We start from the raw sequence: 15,091 nt of genomic DNA, 5'->3' as shown, positions 1-15,091 counted from the left end.
GCCCGCAACGCGGTGTGCAGCACCGCCCGCTGCTCGGTGGTGTTGATCCGCTCGCCACGGAACATGGCGTCCCGCAGGCCGAACACACCGGTCGCAGCGGCCAGCTCGCGCAGCAGCCGCAGCGTCTCGTCGGTGATCAGGTGCTTGGAGTAGTCGATGTGCAGGTCACCGACCTGCAGGGTGTACCCGCTGCCGCGTCCGGGGTCGGCGGCGAACAGCTCCCGCAGCCGCACCTCGCCGAGTTCGTCGCGGTGCTTGGCCAGTGCGGTCCACTCGGGCGTCTGGTGGAGCCTGGAACGGACGTCTGCGTTCATGTCGGACTTCAGCCTTCTTTCCTACACCTGTCCTGCTGCGTACTACCTGCCCCGCTGCCGGTCCCAACCTAGTTGATCAGCGCATTGGGTGACGTGTTGCGGCGTCGTCCTGCGGTGCAACAACAGGTACGTCCGGGCGGCGCGCGGGTATCAGCGCGGCGACGGCCAGAACGAAGAAGGCCGCTGGCGACGGCGACCAGCATGGCAGGCCATCGCGGGCCACGGCGGGCCGCCGTGGCGGGCGATGGCCGGACATGAGGGCCTTCGCGGGGGACGGCCGGACATGACGGGCCGTCGCGGGTGACGGCGGTGACACGGCTCCGGCCAGGCGCCCCGTGGGCACCTGGCCGGTCGTCAGTTCCTAGATCTCGCCCCGCAGTTTGGCGAGCGCCTCGGCGAGGATCGCCTCGCCGTCCGCGTCGCTGCGCCGCTCCCGCACATAGGCGAGGTGCGTCTTGTAGGGCTCGGTGCGCGGCGGGTCCGGCGGGTTGTCCCGGTCCTGGCCGGCAGGGAAGCCGCAGCGCGGGCAGTCCCAGGTATCGGGCACCTGCGCGTCGCTGGCGAAGCTGGGCTGCGTCTCGTGCCCGTTGGAGCACCAGAAGGAGATGCGCAGACGCGGCGCGGACTCGCCGCGCTCGGCCTCGCCCATCGGCCCCGCCCCGACCCGGCTTCCTCGGATCGCGTTGCCACTTGCCACGGTCGTAACTCCCTGCGTGATGGTGCCGCGAAGCGAGTCGGCGTTTCGCTTCGCCGCGAGCGCCTCAGTCTACGTAAGGCCCAACGCGCGTCCAGTGATTGGAGTTACAGCCCCCACACATAGACGCAAGCCCCATGATAGGCCGCGCTCAGCTGCGCGTACCGAACATGGGGCGTTACGTACGGAATGTGCGTCTGCACGCTTCGTCGATCAGCTGTTCGTCTTCATCAGGATGCCGAGGACCACGATGCACGCGAACCAGAGCAGACCGATCACGAGGGTGATGCGGTCGAGGTTGCGCTCGGCGACCGAGGAGCCGCCGACGGAGGACTGCATGCCGCCACCGAACATGTCGGAGAGGCCGCCGCCCTTCCCCTTGTGCATCAGCACCAGCAGCATCAGCAGCAGGCTGAAGACGATCAGGGCGATCGAGAACCCCAAAACCACGGCTGGACCAACTTCCTCGGATTCGGATGACGACGGGGGCGCAGCGACGGCGCCGCGCCCCCGCAAGGGTACGACGGATCGCGTCTACCGCATACTCACAGCCGGTATCACTGGTCGCGGAAGCGCACGATCTTGACGAACTCGTCGGCGTCCAGCGAGGCACCTCCGACCAGGGCGCCGTCGATGTCGGCCTGAGCCATGATCTCGGCGACGTTGCCTGCCTTCACGGAGCCGCCGTACTGGATGCGGACCTTGTCGGCCACGTCCTGGGAGTACAGCTCGGCGATCTTGCCGCGGATGGCGGCGCAGACCTCCTGGGCGTCCTGGGCGCCGCAGACCTTGCCGGTACCGATGGCCCACACGGGCTCGTAGGCGACCACGACCGTCTCGGCCTGCTCGGCCGGGATGTCCTTCAGACCGCCCTCGACCTGGGCGAGGGTGTGGGAGACGTGGTTGCCCGCCTCGCGGACCTCCAGCTCCTCGCCGACGCACAGGATCGGGGTGAGGTCGTGCTTGTAGGCGGCCTTGACCTTGGCGTTGACCAGTTCGTCGGTCTCGGCGTGGTACTGGCGGCGCTCGGAGTGGCCGATCGCCACGTACGTGCACTTCAGCTTGGCCAGCATCGAGCCGGACACCTCTCCGGTGTAGGCACCGGAGTCGTGCGCGGAGATGTCCTGGGCGCCGTACTTGATCTTCAGCTTGTCGCCGTCGACCAGGGTCTGCACGGAGCGCAGATCGGTGAAGGGCGGCAGGACGGCGACCTCGACGGCCTCGTAGTCCTTGTCGGCCAGGGCGAAGGCGAGCTTCTGGGTGTGGGCGATGGCCTCCAGGTGGTTGAGGTTCATCTTCCAGTTGCCCGCCATCAGCGGCGTGCGCGTGCTCATCTGGGTCAGTCCTCCAGTGCGGCGAGGCCGGGGAGCGTCTTGCCCTCGAGGTATTCGAGGGAGGCGCCGCCGCCGGTCGAGATGTGGCCGAATGCGGTCTCGTCGAAGCCCAGGAGGCGGACGGCCGCGGCGGAGTCGCCGCCGCCGACGACCGTGAAGGCCGGGGAGTCGATGAGGGCCTGGGCGACCGCCTTGGTGCCCTCGGCGTAATCGGGGTGCTCGAAGACGCCCATCGGACCGTTCCAGAACACGGTGGCCGCGTCGGCGAGCTTCGAGGCGTACAGCTTGCGGGTCTCGGGGCCGATGTCCAGACCCTCCTGGTCGGCGGGGATCGCGTCCGCGGCGACGGTGGTGGGATGGGCCGGGGCCTTGGTCTTCAGGTCCGGGAACTCCGTGGAGACCAGCACGTCCACGGGCAGGACCAGCTCGACGCCGGTCTTCTCCGCGCGCTCGATGTACTCGGTGACGACCGGGACCTGGTCCTCCTGCAGGAGGGAGACGCCGACCTCGTGGCCCTTGGCCTTGAGGAAGGTGTAGGCCATGCCGCCGCCGATGAGGATCCGGTCGGCCTTGCCGAGCAGCTGGTCGATGACGGCGAGCTTGTCGGAGACCTTGGCGCCGCCCAGGGCGACGACGTAGGGGCGCTGCACGTCCGCGGTGAGCTTCTTCAGCACGCCGACCTCGGTGGCGATGAGGAAGCCGGCGGCGTGCGGCAGGCGGGCGGGCAGGTCGTAGACCGAGGCGTGCTTGCGGTGCACCGCGCCGAAGCCGTCACCGACGTAGACGTCGGCGAGTGCGGCGAGCTGGTCGGCGAACGCGCCGCGCTCGGCGTCGTCCTTGGCCGTCTCGCCCGCGTTGAAGCGCAGGTTCTCGATGACGGCGACCTGGCCGTCGGCGAGGTCCGCGACGGTGGCACGGGCGGACTCGCCGACCGTGTCGGTCGCGAACGCCACGGCGGAGCCGAGGAGTTCACCGAGGCGGGCGGCCGCGGGGGCGAGCGAGAAGGCCGGGTCCGGGGCGCCCTTGGGGCGGCCCAGGTGTGAGGCGACGACCACCTTGGCGCCCGCGTCCGCGAGGGCCTTGACGGTCGGCAGCACGGCGCGGATGCGGCCGTCGTCGGTGATGGTGGTGCCGTCGAGCGGCACGTTCAGGTCGGCGCGGACGAAGACCCGCCGGCCGGCCACACCTTCGGAGAGGAGTTCGTCGATCGTCTTCATGAAAGCTGCTCCCGGGAGGGCTGGTGGTACTCCGTGATCGTAGAGAGGCTCGATCCGTACGTGAGTCAGGGCTCGGGCAGCGCGTCCCTGCGCTGCCCGAGCCCTGCTCTCACATCGAGCTGCCCGCTCTGTCGGTCAGAGCTGGCCGCCGACGAAGACCGTGAGGTCGACGAGGCGGTTGGAGTAGCCCCACTCGTTGTCGTACCAGCCGAGGATCTTCACCGACTTGCCCTCCTGGACCATGGTCAGGGAGGAGTCGAAGGTGCAGGAGGCCGGGTCGCTGACGATGTCGGAGGAGACGATCGGGTCCTCCGTGTAGGACAGGTAGCCCTGGAGCTCACCCTCGGAGGCCTTCTTGAACGCGGCGTTGACCTCGTCCTTGGTGACCTCGCGCTCCAGCTCCACCACCAGGTCGGTGGCCGAACCGGTGGGGACCGGGACGCGCATCGCGATGCCGTCGAGCTTGCCCTTGAGCTGCGGCAGGACCAGGGCGGTGGCCTTGGCGGCACCCGTCGTGGTCGGGATGATGTTCTCCGCGGCGGCGCGGGCGCGACGCAGGTCGGAGTGCGGGAAGTCCAGGATGCGCTGGTCGTTCGTGTACGCGTGGACCGTGGTCATCAGGCCCTTGACGATGCCGAAGTTCTCGTCGAGGACCTTGGCCATCGGCGCCACACAGTTGGTGGTGCAGGAGGCGTTCGAGATGACGTGGTGGTTGGCCGCGTCGTACTTGTTCTCGTTGACGCCCATCACGATGGTGATGTCCTCGTCCTTGGCCGGAGCCGAGATGAGGACCTTCTTGGCGCCGCCGGCGAGGTGCTTCTCGGCGTCGGCCTTCTTCGTGAAGATGCCGGTCGACTCGATGACGATGTCGACGCCCAGCTCGCCCCACGGGATGTCGGCGGGGTTGCGCTCGGAAAGGACCTTGATGGTGTGGCCGTCGACGGTGATCGTGTCGGCGGTGTGCGACACCTCGGCCTTGAGGCGGCCCAGGATGGTGTCGTACTTGAGCAGGTGAGCGGTGGTCGCGGTGTCACCCAGGTCGTTGACAGCCACGATCTCGATGTCAGCACCCTGCTCCAGCAGCGCGCGGAAGTAGTTACGACCGATGCGGCCAAAGCCGTTGATGCCTACGCGGATCGTCACGAACCGATCTCCTCGTTGGTACGCCGGCCATGCGGTGCCGGCGAGCTGTATTTGGGATGTCCCCGACCACCCACGACCCTACCTCTCCGCGGCCTCCGGGGTGACATCGACTTGTCCCATACACGGCAGGACGGCCCGTACCCACCAGTAGAGGTACGGACCGCCCGAGTCTGAGCTCACGCCCGCTCGTTTGTCGCTCATTTAGGTCACGATGGGTCGGGCGGTGTTGACCTCAGCGTGTCGTCTTCTCACCTGAGGCGAGCCTCCTTCCTGTGAGCGCTGTGCGCCGAGGGCTGCGGCTGTGCGCGCCGGGGGCTGCGGCTGTGCTCCGGGCCGAAGCCGGGTGGCACGGTGTCGTCCGGGACGAGCGAGGCAGGGCCGGGCAGGGCTCTGCGGCCGCCGGAGCCACGGCCGGTGATACGGGAGAGCGTCGCCTCGGGGTGGCGCGGGAACGTCTCGGCGTGCGGGGTCCGGTTCCACGGAAGGACGCCGGCGCCGACGGCCTCGACGGGCTTCGGTACCGGCGTGTCGACGGGCTGGGGCAGGTGGCGGCCGACCCGGCCGGTGAGCCGGGAGGCCGGTGAGCCGGGAGGCCGGTGTTAGGCCGGTGTCCCGGGCGGCGTGCGGCGGGCCCGGTGGCGTGCCGTGCCCGGGAGGTCCGGCGACCGGGGCGGGCGGGGCGCCGGTTCCGCCCGCTCAGCCCACCAGGTTGTCGGCGAGCTCCTCGCTGAGGTTGGCCTCGGTGCCCGGGATGCCGAGGTCGGAGGCCCGCTTGTCGGCCATCGCCAGCAGCCGGCGGATCCGGCCGGCGACCGCGTCCTTGGTCAGCGGGGGGTCGGCGAGCGCACCCAGTTCCTCCAGGGAGGCCTGCTTGTGCTCCATGCGCAGCCGGCCGGCCGCCGCGAGGTGTTCGGGCACCTCGTCCCCGAGGATCTCCAGGGCCCGCTGCACACGGGCTCCGGCGGCGACGGCGGCCCGGGCGGAGCGGCGCAGGTTGGCGTCGTCGAAGTTGGCGAGACGGTTCGCCGTGGCACGCACCTCGCGGCGCATCCGGCGTTCCTCCCAGGCCAGCACCGACTCGTGCGCGCCCAGGCGGGTGAGCAGGGCACCGATGGCGTCGCCGTCGCGGACCACGACCCGGTCGACGCCGCGCACCTCACGGGCCTTCGCGGCGATGGACAGCCGGCGGGCGGCGCCCACGAGGGCCAGCGCCGCCTCCGGGCCGGGGCAGGTCACCTCCAGGGAGGAGGAACGGCCCGGCTCGGTGAGCGAGCCGTGTGCCAGGAAGGCGCCGCGCCAGGCAGCCTCCGCGTCACAGGTCGCGCCCGAGACCACCTGCGGGGGCAGACCCCGGATCGGCCGGCCCCTGCCGTCCACCAGTCCGGTCTGGCGGGCCAGTTGGTCACCGCCCGCGACCACGCGCACGACGTAGCGGGAGCCGCGGCGCAGCCCGCCGGGCGCCATCACGATCAGCTCGGAGCTGTGCCCGAAGATCTCCAGGATGTCCCGCTTGAGCCGGCGGGCCGCCATCGCGGTGTCCAGCTCCGCCTCGATCACGATGCGCCCGCTCACCAGGTGAAGGCCGCCGGCGAACCGCAGGACGGCGGAGACCTCCGCCTTTCTGCAGCAGGTCCGGGTGACGGGGAGCCGGGAGATCTCGTCCTTCACCGCTGCCGTCATCGCCATGGGCCGATCCTTCCATGCATCCGAAAAATACGGTCGTACGCGGCGGCCAGCAGCTCCGGATCATGCCGCGGAGTCCCGTCGGGCCGGGCCACCGGCGCCAGCTCGACCGCGGCCCCGAACCGCTTGGCGGCGTCGGTCAGGGAGTCGCGGTCGGGCACGGCGGCCTCGTCGGCCAGCACCACGTCCAGGGCGAGTTTAGGGGCGTGTCGTCCCAAAACCTCCAAATGACGCTGCGGGGAGAAGCCCTCGGTTTCTCCGGGCTGCGGCGCCAGATTCAGGGAGAGTACCCGGCGTGCCTTCGTCTCCGTGAGGGCGTCCAGCAGTTCGGGCACCAGCAGGTGCGGCATCACCGAGGAGAACCACGAGCCGGGCCCCAGCACCACCCAGTCCGCGTCCAGGACGGCCGCCACCGCCTCCGGGACGGCCGGCGGATCGGACGGCACGAGGTGCACCGAGTGCACCTCGCCGGTCGTCAGCGCGACGGTCGCCTGTCCCCGCACGGTGTCGATGTCCTCGGGACGCGCGGGATCGTGCCCCTTGACCAGGGCCTGCAACTCCAGCGGTACGGCGGACATGGGCAGCACGCGCCCCTGCGCGCCGAGCAGCTTGCCGACCAGGTCCAGGGCCTGGACATGGTCGCCGAGCTGCTCCCACAGGGCGACGATCAGCAGGTTGCCGACCGCGTGGCCGTTGATCTCGCCCTGCGACTGGAAGCGGTGCTGGATGACCCGGGCCCAGGTCTGGCCCCAGTCGTCGTCGCCGCACAGCGCGGCCAGTGCCTTGCGCAGGTCGCCGGGCGGCAGCACGCCCAGCTCGTCGCGCAGCCGCCCGCTGGAGCCGCCGTCGTCGGCGACCGTGACGACGCCGGTGAGGTCACCGGTGATCCGGCGCAGCGCGGCGAGCGAGGCCGACAGGCCCATGCCGCCCCCGAGGGCGACGACCTTCGGCTGGGTGCCGCGGCGGCGCGGTTTGCCGCCCCGGGCCACGGCCGGCCGGCTCACGCGCCCTTCGGGCATCGCCCTGCGCAGCCGGCCAAGCCGCGGTGTACGTCCTGTCATTCCCGTCCCATGTCCCGGTGTACGACCACCGTCTCCACGCCCTCGGCCGCGAGCCGCGCGGCGAGCTTCTCCGACATCGCGACCGAGCGGTGCTTGCCGCCCGTACAGCCGACCGCGATGGTCACGTACCGCTTGCCCTCCCGGCGGTAGCCCGCGGCGATCAGCTGGAGGAGCTCCGCGTACCGGTCGAGGAACTCCTTGGCGCCGGGCTGGTTGAGGACGTACGTCGCCACCTCCTCGTTCAGGCCGGTGTAGGGGCGCAGCTCCGGGACCCAGTGCGGGTTGGGCAGGAACCGCATGTCCACGACGAGGTCGGCGTCGACGGGGAGGCCGTACTTGAAGCCGAAGGACATGACCGTGGCCCGCAGCTCGGGCTCCTCCTCGCCGGCGAACCGGGCGTCCATCTTGGCGCGCAGTTCGTGCACGTTGAGGCTGGAGGTGTCGATCACCAGGTCGGCGTCGCCGCGCAGTTCGCGCAGCAGCTCGCGCTCGGCGACGATGCCGTCGACGATGCGGCCGTCACCCTGGAGGGGGTGCGGACGGCGCACGGACTCGAAGCGGCGCACCAGGGCTTCGTCGGAGGACTCCAGGAAGACGATCCGCCGGGTGACGTTCCGCGCCTCCAGGTCGGCGAGGGACTCACGGAGGTTGTCGAAGAAGCGCCGGCCGCGGACGTCGACGACGACCGCGATGCGTGCCACGTTGCCCTGGGAGCGGGCGCCGAGCTCCACCATGGTGGGGATCAGCGCGGGCGGGAGGTTGTCGACGACGAACCAGCCGAGGTCCTCCAGACACTTGGCGGCCGTCGAGCGGCCCGCCCCGGACATACCGGAGATGATCACCAGCTCGGGGATGGCCGCCTCCGGGATACCGGGTGGTGTCACGTCCGTACTCACCTGCGCTCCGTCTTCGTGGCCTGCGGTGTGCTCGGCGCTGCCGTGGCCCGTGTCGGGCGCGGCGGCGTCGTGCCGGGTGGCATCCTCGCCTGTCCGCCTGGGCGGTGACTGGGAGGACGCTGTGAGCTTCTGATCTTGGTTCGCCGCGGGCGGCTGGTCCTGGTTCACCGCGGGCGTGCGACCTGGGTCGGCTGTGTGCTGCGCGTCGTGCTCGGTCATGTCTCCTGCCCCCGTCGTTCGTGCGGGGCGCCCGTGGTGGCGGGTTCCCCGGGGGAGCCCGCCGTCGTGCCGGGCTCCTCCTCGTCCATGATTTCTCCGGTCGCCGTGTTCACGGCGGGTGCGGCCGGAACCGCGCGGGTGAGGGCCGCGACGATCGTCTCGGCCGTCCTGCGACCTATGCCCGGTACCTCGCAGATCTGGTCGAGCGTCGCGGAACGCAGTTTCTTCACCGAGCCGAAGTGTTTGATCAATGCCTGTTTGCGGGTCTCGCCGAGCCCCGGGACGTCGTCCAGGGGGCCGGAGCGGAACCGCTTGGCGCGCTTGGTGCGCTGGTAGGTGATCGCGAAGCGGTGGGCCTCGTCGCGGACGCGCTGGAGGAGGTAGAGGCCCTCACTGGTACGGGGCAGCACGACGGGGTCGTCGTCGTCCGGCAGCCAGACCTCCTCCAGTCGCTTGGCGAGGCCGCAGACGGCGATGTCGTCGATCCCGAGGTCGTCCAGGGCCCGCCGGGCCGCCGCGACCTGTGGGCGGCCGCCGTCGACGACGACGAGCTGCGGGGGGTAGGCGAAGCGCTTGGGCCGGGCGTCGTCCTCGGTGAGGGTGTGGACGGGGGCGTCGGGCAGGGCTCCGTCGGCACCGGGCTCGCCGTCGGTCCACTCCCCCGTCCTCTCCTTTTCCACGAGGTAGCGCCGGAAGCGGCGGGTGATCACCTCGTGCAGGGAACGGACGTCGTCCTGCCCCTCGAAGCCCCTGATCTGGAAGCGGCGGTACTCGCTCTTGCGGGCCAGACCGTCCTCGAAGACCACCATGGACGCCACCACGTCGTCGCCCTGGAGGTGGGAGACGTCGTAGCACTCGATGCGCAGGGGGGCGCTGTCGAGGTCGAGGGCGTCGGCGATCTCCTCCAGGGCGCGCGAGCGCGTGGTCAGGTCGGAGGCGCGCTTGGTCTTGTGCAGGACGAGCGCCTGCTGGGCGTTGCGCTCGACGGTCTCCATGAGGGCCCGCTTGTCGCCGCGCTGCGGGATGCGCAGGGAGACGTTGGAACCGCGGCGTGCGGTGAGCCACTCCTGGACGGGCCCCACGGGCTCGGGGAGGGCCGGGACGAGAACCTCCTTGGGGACGGCGTCGCCGGTCTCCTCGCCGTAGAGCTGCTGGAGGGCGTGTTCGACGAGGGCGCCGGTGGTGATCTCCTCGACCTTGTCGGTCACCCAGCCGCGCTGACCGCGTACGCGTCCGCCGCGGACGTGGAAGATCTGGACGGCGGCCTCCAGCTCGTCCTCGGCGACCGCGACGAGGTCGGCGTCGGTGGCGTCGGCGAGCACCACCGCGTTCTTCTCCATGGCCTTCTTCAGAGCCTCGATGTCGTCGCGCAGACGGGCGGCCCGCTCGTACTCCATCTCCTCGGCCGCTTCCATCATCTGCTTCTCCAGACGGCGGAGGTAGGTGCCGGTGCGGCCGGTCATGAAGTCGCAGAAGTCCTCGGCGAGATCGCGGTGCTCCTCCGCGGGAATCCGGCCGACGCAGGGCGCGGAGCACTTGCCGATGTAGCCGAGCAGGCAGGGGCGGCCGGTGCGGGCCGCGTTCTTGAAGACACCGGCGGAGCAGGTGCGCACCGGGAAGACCCGCAGGAGGAGGTCGACGGTGTCACGGATCGCCCACGCGTGCGCGTACGGCCCGAAGTACCTGACGCCCTTCTTCTTGTGGCCGCGCATCACCTGGACGCGGGGGAACTCCTCGTTCATCGTCACCGCGAGGTACGGGTAGCTCTTGTCGTCGCGGTACTTGACGTTGAACCGGGGGTCGTACTCCTTGATCCAGGAGTACTCCAGCTGGAGCGCCTCGACCTCCGTGGACACCACGGTCCACTCCACGGACGCGGCCGTGGTGACCATCGTGCGGGTGCGCGGGTGGAGGCCCGCCAGGTCCTGGAAGTAGTTCGCCAGGCGCTGGCGCAGGCTCTTCGCCTTCCCGACGTAGATCACCCGGCGGTGCTCGTCGCGGAACCTGTAGACCCCGGGAGAGTCCGGGATCTGTCCCGGCTTGGGGCGGTAGCTGGAGGGGTCGGCCATGTCTCACACCCTACTGGCGCGGAGTGACAGCCCGGCGGGGCTGTGGACAACCGTGGAGCGTCAGGGGCGGGGGTGCGCTCGGTTGGCGGAGCCGTGGACGGTCCAGGGGTGTGACGATGCCGGGAAGGCAGCAGGAGCACGGGGGCGGGTGCGGGAGCGGGAGCGGCCGGGAAGGGGGCCGGCGGCGACGGACCGCGGGGGGCGGCCCGGCGGGGTGATGCGGAGAGCGGGGCCGGGCGAGGCCGAGCGGCGCGGGGGCGGCACCGGGGGACCGTGACACCCGCCACCGGACTCATGGTCCCCAACCGGTGTCGGAGTCCCGGAGCTCCCCCACAGCCAAGGGAATGCGCACGCCGGCCCGCGGCTCCGATGAGGGCCCGGCGGTGTCCGGGGCGTGGGCAGGGGCACCGACTCGGCCACCGGCGGACCGCGTTCGGGCGTCAGGTGTTGTCGGGGCCTGGGCAACACGCTTCAATGCGGGGGAACTCCGGGCGGTGAACCGCGCCCTACGGATGTGAAGGCGCCCCCGTGTCGCGGGGGCCCGGCCACCGACACGAACGGTCCGTCCAGCCGTCGTGAGCATTCACAGAGAGGCCTGTGCATGCCGTACGCCCCACACCACGCGGACTCCGGCACCGACGCCGCCGCGGACCTGGACGCGGCGCTGCGCGACGGCCCCTTCCACGTCGCCCTGCGCGCCGCGATCGCCGCTCGGGGGCTTCCCCTGCAACGCGTCCAGCACCACCTGTCACGGCACGGCGTGAGAGTCGGGATCACCAGTCTGAGTTACTGGCAGCAGGGCGCCCGTCGTCCGCAGCGTCCCGAGTCGATGAGGGCGGTCCGGGCCCTGGAGGAGATCCTGCGTCTGCCTCGGGAGTCCCTGATCCGGCTGCTCGCGGAGGCCCACGGGGGCACGGCCGCCGGGCAGCCGTCGGGTCGCTCGGACCGTTCGTTCCCGGAGGGTTCGGAGGGCTCGGAGGGCTCGGATGCCCTCACGGAACTGCTCATCGAACTGGAGTGCCCTCCGGACGGCGGGCTCGATGCCCTCGGCCACCACGAGCGCGTCCGCATCGGCGCGCGCCGGGAACTGCGGGAACGGGAGTCCCAGCACATCGTCCGCGCCCACCGCGACGGCGTCGACCGCTTCGTGGCCATCCACCACGGCGACTCCGGGTGCGACCCGGAGCGCATGACGCTGCACGCCCTGGAGAACTGCCGCCCCGGCCGGGTCCGGCGGCACCTCGACACCGGCATCCTCGTCGCCGAGCTCCTCTTCGACACCCGCTTGCGGGCCGGCGACACCTTCCTCTTCCGCTACGGCGTCGAGGACGGCACCGCCGGTACCTCCCGGGAGTACGTCCGCTGCTTCGGCACGCCGGGCGGCCAGTACGCGCTGCAGATCCGGTTCGACGAGAACGCGCTGCCCGCACGCTGCCACCGCCTCACCCGTCCCTCGGCGGCGGCACCGCGCGGCGGCCGTCAGGAACTGGCGCTCAGCCGACGGCACCACTCCGTGCACCTCGTCGAGCCTCGTGTGCGGTCGGGCGTGATCGGCATCGGGTGGGACTGGGAGTGAACGGGCGAGCCGTCCGGGAGGCGGCACCCGTGGGCATCAGGCGCCCGGCCCGGCGACGATCCTGCCGTTCTCGGCCGTGACGGGCAGTGCGTTCAGCGGCACGGTCGCCGGTTCCCGCAGTACCTCGCCGGTCGTCGCGTCGAACTCGCTGCCGTGGCAGGGGCAGATCAGGGTCGTCCCGTCGAGCCTGTTGACGGGGCACCCGGCGTGTGAGCAGACCGAGCTGTACGCCTTCAGCTCTCCGTGCTCGGACCGGCTGACCACGACGTTGTGGTCGCGGTAGAGCTTCGCGGTTCCCGGCGCCACCTCACTGTCCGCGCCGAGTTCCACCGGAGCGGTGGGCGTGGGTGGTGCCGCGGCTTCGCCGGTCGGCGCGCAGGCGGCCAGACCGAGTCCCGCAGCGGGCGCGAGAGCCGATGCCGGAGCGAGCCCGGCGGCGGGCGCGAGAGCCGATGCCGGAGCGAGCCCGGCGGCGGGCGCGAGAGCCGCTCCTCGCAGGACGGTACGGCGGCGCGCGGAGGATCGGCCGGGCATTGGGGGGCTCCACTGGTCGGCGGGTGGCAGGACGGCGGGCTCCGTGCGGCGGCGCCTCCGGTCCCGGCCCGTGGCACGCGCGGAGGCCGGGCGCGGGAGCGTGTGCGCCTCGGTACATGCGCACGATATCGCCGGGGGTGGTGCCTTCGGACGGCGGGTTGCGTGGACTTGTAAGGGGTTGCGTGGGGCGTAAACGCTTGCGCAAGCGTTTACGCGCATCTCCGGATGGGATAGCTTCCCGCCGGGAACGGCACCGCCGCAGGCGACAGAGGGGGACTCCTTGGCCACCATGGCCGACGTTGCACGGCAGGCGGGGGTCTCCGTGGCGACCGTCTCCCATGTGCTGAACGAAACCCGCCCGGTCCTCCCCCACACCCGCCAGGCGGTCCTCGACGCCGTGGAGGAGCTCGGCTACACGCCCAACTCCCTCGCCCGTTCCCTGGTGACCTCCCGCACCCGCTCCATCGGGCTCGCCGTGTCGGCGATCAGCAACCCGTACTTCACCGAGCTCCTCCAGGGGGTCGAGGCCGCGGCCTTGGAGCGCGGATACAGCCTGCTGATCGCCGACCCGCACGACGACCCGGTGCACGAGCGGAAGGTCGTCCAGCTCCTGCACGAGCGGCGGGTGGACGGTGTGATCGTCGCACCGTCGGCGGAACCGGACGGACTCCTTACCTACCTCACGCGCCACAGGGTGCCCACGGTCCTCCTCGACCGGACCGCCGGCACACCGGCCGACGGCGCACCGGCCGACGGCGCACCCCGCTTCGACCAGGTCTGTGCCGAGAACACCGAGCCCACGGCCCGGCTGGTCACGCATCTGGCGGGACTCGGCCACCGGCGCATCGCGTTCGTCGCCGGCCTGCCCGGCCTCAGCACCACCGCTGAACGGATCATCGGCTACCGGCGCGGTCTGGCGGCCGCCGGCCTGCCCTGCGACGAGCGCCTTCTGGTGCACGGTGACTCCGCGTCGGCCGGTGCGGAACGGGCCACTGCCGCCCTGCTGTCCCTGGACACCCCGCCGACCGCCCTGGTCACCGGCAACAACGCGATGACGCTCGGCGTCCTGCGTGAACTGCGCGCCCGGGGTCTGACCGTGCCCGACGACCTCGCGCTGTGCTGCTTCGACGACTTCGCCTGGGCGGACCTGTTCTCGCCCCGGCTGACCGCGATCGCCCAGCCCAGCAAGGACATGGGCGTCCAGGCCGTCCGCGTCCTCCTCGAACGTATCGCCGCACCCCACGGACCCGCCCGGACCGTGCGGCTCCCCTGCACCGTCGTGCACCGCACGTCGTGCGGCTGTGACCCGGACCGGCCGTCCGCGCCGTCCGAGAAAGGAATCGCCCCGTGATCGTCGTCGCAGGTGAGGCCCTGATCGACCTGGTACCGCAGGAAACGGGCGCCCTCGCCCCGCTGCGGCCCGCCCTCGGCGGCGGCCCCTACAACACGGCCGTGGCCCTCGGCCGACTCGGTTCTCCCACGGCCTTCTGCTCCCGTGCCTCCTCCGACGCCTTCGGCGAGGCGCTGCTGGCCGGACTCCGGGAGGCGGGCGTGGACGTGTCGGCGGTGACGCGTGGTCCGGAACCGACCACCCTCGCCGTCGCCACGATCGACGGGAGTGGCTCGGCCGCCTACTCCTTCTACGTCGAAGGCACCGCCGACCGGCTGTTCACCGCCCCGGCCGCACTGCCTGCCGGGACGCGGGCGGTGTCCTTCGGCACCTGCTCGCTCGCCCTGGAGCCGGGTGCGAGCGCCTACGAGGAGCTGATGCGGACCGCCGCGGCGCAGGGCCTGTTCACCGCGCTCGACCCGAACATCCGGCCCGGGCTGATCCCGGACGCCGACGCCTACCGGGCCCGTTTCAAGAGCTGGCTTCCGTCGGTGTCCCTGCTGAAGCTCTCGGAGGAGGACGCCCGATGGCTGGGCGGCACGCCGCGCGAGTGGCTGTCCGCCGGTCCTGCGGCCGTCGTGATCACTCACGGCGGCGACGGACTGACCGCCTTCACCCAGGACGGCGCGGTGTACCCGGTGCCGGGCGAGGAGGTCGAGGTGGTGGACACCATCGGCGCCGGCGACACCGTGAACGCGGCTCTTCTGCACGGTCTGTCGGCGCGCGACGCGCTGTCTGCGGCGGCGCTCGCGAGTCTGGGCCGCGAGGGCTGGGAGCGGCTCCTGCGGTTCGCGGCCCGCGCCGCGGCGGTCACCTGCTCCCGGGCGGGCGCCGAGCCGCCGTACGCCGCCGAAGTCGGCGAGCCGTAGCGGGTGGTCACGGGGGGAGCGGCCTGCATCCACCGGCCGGGGTCCCGGACGGCCGGTGTGCATCAGCCGCTTCCTGGGCGCGAGCGCCCCTG

General features: G+C 71.6%; 13 protein-coding genes and 1 pseudogene. 3 read left to right on the top strand and 11 right to left on the bottom strand.

The window, feature by feature from the left end; all coding sequences use genetic code 11:
* From ACIP67_RS32985 to uvrC, 10 genes and pseudogenes are all read right to left on the bottom strand, one after another.
* Window positions 1-314: pseudogene (locus ACIP67_RS32985) on the bottom strand (glucose-6-phosphate isomerase); the annotation flags it as partial.
* 361 nt (window positions 315-675) lie between these two features.
* Window positions 676-1,011, bottom strand: coding sequence for an RNA polymerase-binding protein RbpA (locus ACIP67_RS32980; RefSeq protein WP_003957010.1), 336 nt, complete (start codon window positions 1,009-1,011; stop codon window positions 676-678).
* A gap of 210 nt (window positions 1,012-1,221) precedes the next feature.
* On the bottom strand, window positions 1,222-1,458 hold the full coding sequence (gene secG / locus ACIP67_RS32975) for a preprotein translocase subunit SecG (protein ID WP_385079106.1): 237 nt from the start codon (window positions 1,456-1,458) through the stop codon (window positions 1,222-1,224).
* Window positions 1,459-1,565: 107 nt separating this feature from the next.
* Window positions 1,566-2,342, bottom strand: coding sequence for a triose-phosphate isomerase (gene tpiA, locus ACIP67_RS32970; protein WP_401696696.1), 777 nt, complete (start codon window positions 2,340-2,342; stop codon window positions 1,566-1,568).
* A gap of 5 nt (window positions 2,343-2,347) precedes the next feature.
* The gene (locus ACIP67_RS32965; protein WP_401696695.1) at window positions 2,348-3,559 is read right to left on the bottom strand and encodes a phosphoglycerate kinase; all 1,212 of its coding nucleotides are present in this window, start codon (window positions 3,557-3,559) and stop codon (window positions 2,348-2,350) included.
* A 135-nt stretch (window positions 3,560-3,694) separates the two neighbouring features.
* Window positions 3,695-4,702 (bottom strand): type I glyceraldehyde-3-phosphate dehydrogenase, encoded by a 1,008-nt coding sequence (gene gap / locus ACIP67_RS32960; protein ID WP_389511462.1) that lies wholly within the window; start codon window positions 4,700-4,702, stop codon window positions 3,695-3,697.
* A 696-nt stretch (window positions 4,703-5,398) separates the two neighbouring features.
* The gene (gene whiA, locus ACIP67_RS32955) at window positions 5,399-6,388 is read right to left on the bottom strand and encodes a DNA-binding protein WhiA (protein WP_385064485.1); all 990 of its coding nucleotides are present in this window, start codon (window positions 6,386-6,388) and stop codon (window positions 5,399-5,401) included.
* Entirely contained in the window at window positions 6,379-7,446 is a 1,068-nt protein-coding gene (gene yvcK, locus ACIP67_RS32950; RefSeq protein ID WP_401696693.1) for a uridine diphosphate-N-acetylglucosamine-binding protein YvcK, read from the bottom strand. Before yvcK ends, whiA begins: the two co-directional genes overlap by 10 nt.
* Window positions 7,443-8,561 (bottom strand): RNase adapter RapZ, encoded by a 1,119-nt coding sequence (gene rapZ, locus ACIP67_RS32945; RefSeq protein ID WP_401696690.1) that lies wholly within the window; start codon window positions 8,559-8,561, stop codon window positions 7,443-7,445. The genes yvcK and rapZ overlap by 4 nt, the downstream gene beginning before the upstream one ends.
* Window positions 8,558-10,630 (bottom strand): excinuclease ABC subunit UvrC, encoded by a 2,073-nt coding sequence (gene uvrC, locus ACIP67_RS32940; RefSeq protein WP_401696688.1) that lies wholly within the window; start codon window positions 10,628-10,630, stop codon window positions 8,558-8,560. Before uvrC ends, rapZ begins: the two co-directional genes overlap by 4 nt.
* A 601-nt stretch (window positions 10,631-11,231) precedes the next feature.
* Between uvrC and ACIP67_RS32935 the strand changes: the two genes are divergently transcribed.
* A complete protein-coding gene (locus tag ACIP67_RS32935; RefSeq protein ID WP_401696685.1) occupies window positions 11,232-12,206 on the top strand; it encodes a hypothetical protein in 975 nt (324 codons plus the stop codon).
* Window positions 12,207-12,242: 36 nt separating this feature from the next.
* Here the strand turns inward: ACIP67_RS32935 and ACIP67_RS32930 are convergent, their stop codons facing one another.
* Window positions 12,243-12,740 carry a Rieske (2Fe-2S) protein gene (locus ACIP67_RS32930; protein ID WP_401696683.1) on the bottom strand — a complete coding sequence of 166 codons (498 nt, stop codon included), beginning with the start codon at window positions 12,738-12,740 and terminating at the stop codon, window positions 12,243-12,245.
* Between the two features lie 280 nt (window positions 12,741-13,020).
* On the opposite strand from ACIP67_RS32930, the gene ACIP67_RS32925 reads away from it, so the two are divergent.
* Both ACIP67_RS32925 and ACIP67_RS32920 read left to right on the top strand, forming a co-directional pair.
* Window positions 13,021-14,091: a LacI family DNA-binding transcriptional regulator gene (locus tag ACIP67_RS32925; protein WP_401696681.1), complete on the top strand. Its 1,071-nt coding sequence runs from the start codon at window positions 13,021-13,023 to the stop codon at window positions 14,089-14,091.
* Window positions 14,088-14,999: a carbohydrate kinase gene (locus ACIP67_RS32920; protein WP_401696678.1), complete on the top strand. Its 912-nt coding sequence runs from the start codon at window positions 14,088-14,090 to the stop codon at window positions 14,997-14,999. The genes ACIP67_RS32925 and ACIP67_RS32920 overlap by 4 nt, the downstream gene beginning before the upstream one ends.
* Window positions 15,000-15,091: the final 92 nt, after the last annotated feature.

Origin of the sequence: Streptomyces sp. NPDC088812, assembly GCF_044750285.1 — a bacterium.
In the GTDB taxonomy this organism is placed as follows: Bacteria; Actinomycetota; Actinomycetes; order Streptomycetales; family Streptomycetaceae; genus Streptomyces.
Note: the sequence above shows the minus strand (reverse complement) of the source record. Positions and strands in the feature narration are given on the sequence as shown.